We start from the raw sequence: 670 nt of genomic DNA, 5'->3' as shown, positions 1-670 counted from the left end.
CTCGTCGAAGCGGGCTTTGAGTTCGACCATCGCCGCGACCTGCTTACCGTAGTCGACGGCGTCGATGAGCGACTCGATAATCTTCGAGTCTGATGCCGTGCGGTAGATTGCGGCCTTGATAGCGAGGACGTTCGGGTCGTTCGCGGCCGCGTCGAGGAACTCCTGAACGGTGTCGCCGAAGGAGTGGTACGGGTGGTGCAACAGTACGTCCTTGCGCCGAATCTCGTCGAAGATGGTGTCACCGTCCTCGGCGGCTGTCTCGGGGGGAGACGCGCCCGAGCCGATGCCCGCGTCGGTCGCGTCGAGGTCCGAAAACCGCGGGTGCGGCTGCGGCGTCCACGACTCCAGCGAGAGGTCCGGCCGGTCGAGGTCCGTGAGGTCCATCAGCTCGCGGTAGTCGAGCGGTCCGCGGAGTTCGAACACCTCGCGGTCGGCGAGGTCCAACTGCTCGACGAGGAGGTCCCGCGCCGCCTCGGGCGCGTCGGCCTCGATTTCGAGGCGGACGACGGTGGCGAAGCGGCGCTGTTCGAGCACCTCCTCTATCATGTCGATGAGGTCCTCCGCGACCTCCTCGTTCCGGCGAACTTCGGCGTTCCGGGTCAGCTTGAACACCGCGGTGTCGACGACCTCGACGTTCGGGAACAGGAGGTCGAGGTTGGCGCGGATGACC

At 66.3% G+C, this 670-nt stretch carries 1 pseudogene; it reads right to left on the bottom strand.

What is annotated here, in order from left to right:
* A pseudogene (locus tag D3D01_RS22570) lies at positions 1-670 on the bottom strand (polyphosphate kinase 1); the annotation flags it as partial.

The organism is Haloarcula sp. Atlit-7R, from assembly GCF_003666065.1.
Taxonomy (GTDB): Archaea; Halobacteriota; Halobacteria; order Halobacteriales; family Haloarculaceae; genus Haloarcula; species Haloarcula taiwanensis.
This window is presented reverse-complemented; position numbering and strand designations above follow the sequence as displayed.